Raw genomic sequence first — 3,806 nt, forward strand, 5'->3', positions numbered from 1 at the left:
ATTCCTGGTCTTGGGATGGTCATAGATGCCATAGAAGCTGGTATAGCTGTTTACAAAATTATAAAAGCAGATCGAGCAAGAGTCAGAATGAACGACAGTCGTAGACTTTTCAAAGAAAAGTATATGAACAGACCTATTGAATCGGAGGGCGAAACTCAGGGCAAATCTATGGTCAAAAAAATAGGCCGATTTAATGTCAGAAGACTTTGGAAGAAGACGGATATCACTGTCGATGAAGAAACCATGAAGGCTCGCCGCGATGAATTGAGAGCAAAGGATAGTCTTACAGATTCTGAAAAGGAAGAATTAAAAGACATTACTAAGTTTTTAATTCAAGATCGTTTAAGAAGAGGTAATCGAAACAAAGAGATAAAAGGTGCGGGTACTATCGTCACGAAACTTGTGGCAATCACAGGTAAAATTGCCGCCTTAATTGGAACCTTTGGTGGTAGTCTTGTTGCTGAAAGTATTGCTGGTGGTATAGATTTTGCACTTGACTCAGTTGATGTTGCATCTACTGTTGGTGGTGGTATTATGGGCGCTTACCAAGGTAGAGGCGGAAGAGACAAAGGGTCTCAATACACACAATATTTAATGGAAGTAATCGGTGGCTTACCAGATACCTATGATGCACCAGAGGATAAATCTGAATATGCAGAAACCAAAGATATGGTGGATGCAACTGGTGTTGATTCAGGCAAACTCGATAAAGCCGCCACACAGGCAAAAACGGCTGCAAGCGATTCTGATAAAAAGAAGGGCAAGGCCAATGCCTATAAAATGTTTATAAAACTCTTTGAAGGATAGAGATCAAGAATAGAAAGGATGGCTAACTATGGCAATCGATCATGAAAAACTCGCACTCAAGAAAATTCAATACTTACACGAAAAATTTGCAGAAATTGAGGTCAAAACTAAAGTTCTTGAAAAAAATCAGCTGTTAGAAATGAGCACATTATTGGTATCTGCAGAAAAGGATTATAAAGGCAGAGAACAACTGATCAATCTTGCTTATCTAATGGAGCTTTCAGAGGAAGAAACCAATATTTTGCTACTTCAGTTTTTTACTGAATTGCCAGTTGAAGTGGCAGAAACTCAAATCCCTTTGATTGAGACACTGGTCTCATTTATTAATACGAGAATGCCAATCGGTCATTTTGGACTTCAGAACAACAAGGTCCATTATCGCTACGTCATGGTTGATACCAAGGATTCGGTTGATCATGCAATGCAAACGATTGAAACATTCTTCATGTATGTGGATATTTTGGACATCTTCCAAGAATCCATAGAAGATGTCATTCTAGGAAATATGACTTTAGAGACTTTGAAAACTAAGTTTTAAGATCGCACTATATTTTTAAACTACCGAGCAATCAACAACCATAAATAATTGAATAAGTAGGTTACAAAAGGAGTTGATTAAATGTCGGTGGATGACAAATTATTAGATCAAAAAGAAGACGAAATAGAAGAAGAAAAAGAGGAGGATAGTAAAAAAAGCACTGAGAGTGATGCGAATGGCTCTGGTGATAATCCAGATGATGATTCAGGGCAGGATAAAGCGAGTAATAGCTATAAAGTCGGCGAGGAATCAAATTCAAAGAAAAAAGGAAAAGATAAAAAAGCACCAAAAGAAAAAGTTCCCGAGATCAAGAAATCAAAATTTGATACTTTAAATGATGAAACTCGAAAAAATATTGAAAAGACAAAAAATGAAGATTTAGAAGGTTTGAGAATTCTACACAATATTTTCCATGATTATGTTATCGGAGAAGAAATAAAATTTCTTGTTACTGAAAAGACTGAAAATAAAGAACCGAAAAAGAAAAAAAAGAAGGATAAAAAGACTAAAGGTAAAAAAGATGAAAAATCAATTGAAGTCACTACGGAAAAAGTTGATGAAGAATCAAATGATGAGTCGGCTAAAGACAATGTAGATGCATCTCCAGAGGAACTGAAACAAGGTGATGACGAATCATCTGAAAATTCGATTGCAGCAGCAATTTCATTAGAGGCTGATTTAGCAGATTTTACAAATGGGCAAGGTATAGCAGGTGCTGCTATAGAGGCAATTCGGCTTTCAGAAGAAGCATATGGTACAGCTGCAAAAGAAGAACCAGAAGAAACTAAAGATTCGAATGATGAAAATGCATCAGAAGGTGAAACTGAAAAATCAGGTAATGCTAATGATGAGAAGGCTGCTAAATTTAATAGTATTGTTGATATTTTTGATGGTTATGGAGATACTGCACTAAGTATTATTGGCTTGATCCCAGGTTTTGATATTGTCGTAGGTGCTATAAAAGCGATTACGAATGCCAGAAAAGCACATAAAGCAAATGAAAATAGGGTTAAAATGAATGATTATCGAAGGCTGTTTAAAGAAAAATATTTGAAAAAATCATTTGAAGCGGATAAAAAAGGTGACAATAAATCTGATAACGCATCAGATGATAAAGCAGCAGACAAGAAAGCTAGTAAGCCTAATACTAAATCGATGGTGCAAAAGAGTAGCCGTCTTAAATTTTGGAAGAAGACGGATTTAACCGTAGACCAAAAAACAATGAGCGAAAGACTTGAACAATTAAAAAGTGAGCCCGTTCAGGATGCTGATGTTAAAGAAGAAATACAAGACATTCAGAAATTTTTAATAGAGGACAAACTTAGAAAAGTCAATCGCAATAGCAGAGCCATAAGTGGCGCTAAGATGGTATTAAGTATAATACCTCTGCTTGGAGGTTTAAATGATTTAATTTCAAAATATGGTGGAAACATTAGTGGAAAAAACTTGATTAAACATGCTGGATCAAAGAGCAAAGAAGAATATGCAAAGGATGCGGCAAAATTATCGGCATTGGAGGCTGGGACTAAAGTCATTAAAAAGACAAGAGAAGATAAAGCAAAAGCAAGCGATTATACCAATCATCTATTGGAGATCATTGCTGGCTTACCTGATTCTTACCAGGATTTGGCGGATAAGTTTAAGTATGTTGAAACCAAAGATATAATTGATTCCACTGGTGTTAACTCTAAAAAGCTTTTGAGAATTGCAAATTATGTTCAAACGGCCTCAAAAGCAGATAATAAGAATAAAGGACTAGCCGAAGCTTACAAAATGTTTATTGAAAAATTCAAGTAACTATTAATGATAATGTGAGGATTGAAATATGATGCTGGTTAAGGATCAATATGTACTGAATAATATCAGATACCTGCATAAAAAATTTGCAGATTATGAATTTCAATCCGCATTTTTTGAAAAAGATCATGTTTTAGATAAGAGTACTTTAATCGTTTATGCAGATCAAGATTTTAAAAAAAGAGAACGATTGGTCAGTATTTCTTATCTGCTCAATCAAAACAAGGACAAAACAAATGTATTGTTGCTTCAGCTTTACACAGAATTACCTGTTGAAATTGGAGCAACCCAAATCCCTTTAGCTGAGACAATTGTCTCATTTATCAATACAAGGATGCCATTAGGACACTTTGGCATCCTAAATAACAAAGTGCATTATCGTTATGTCATGATTGATTCAAAAGTTTCTCATGACCATGCACTACAAACGATTGATACTTTCACAGCCTATGTGAGTATTTTAAAGCATTTTCACGAAGCCATTGAAAGTACCATTCAAGGTAAAATGACGTTAGATACTTTAAAGTCAACATTCTAAATAACCAATATTGAAAGGAGGAACTGGTGAGATTTTGATCATCACCAGGACAAATTATGGCAGAATATTTATCTCCCGGTGTTTACGTGGAAGAATTTGAAAGTGGTCCTCGTCCTATGGAAGGTG

General features: G+C 35.3%; 4 protein-coding genes. All 4 read left to right on the top strand.

The window, feature by feature from the left end:
* A partial coding sequence (locus tag AC220I_RS19630) for a hypothetical protein (RefSeq protein WP_486725561.1) occupies nt 1-807 on the top strand: 807 nt, incomplete at its 5' end.
* Between the two features lie 28 nt (nt 808-835).
* Nucleotides 836-1,345, top strand: a complete 510-nt coding sequence (locus tag AC220I_RS19635) for a type III secretion system chaperone family protein (RefSeq protein WP_486725562.1) — start codon at nt 836-838, stop codon at nt 1,343-1,345.
* Between the two features lie 81 nt (nt 1,346-1,426).
* On the top strand, nt 1,427-3,142 hold the full coding sequence (locus AC220I_RS19640; RefSeq protein WP_486725563.1) for a hypothetical protein: 1,716 nt from the start codon (nt 1,427-1,429) through the stop codon (nt 3,140-3,142).
* Nucleotides 3,143-3,170: 28 nt separating this feature from the next.
* On the top strand, nt 3,171-3,680 hold the full coding sequence (locus tag AC220I_RS19645; protein WP_486725564.1) for a hypothetical protein: 510 nt from the start codon (nt 3,171-3,173) through the stop codon (nt 3,678-3,680).
* Nucleotides 3,681-3,806: the final 126 nt, after the last annotated feature.

The organism is Fusibacter sp., assembly GCF_057447755.1.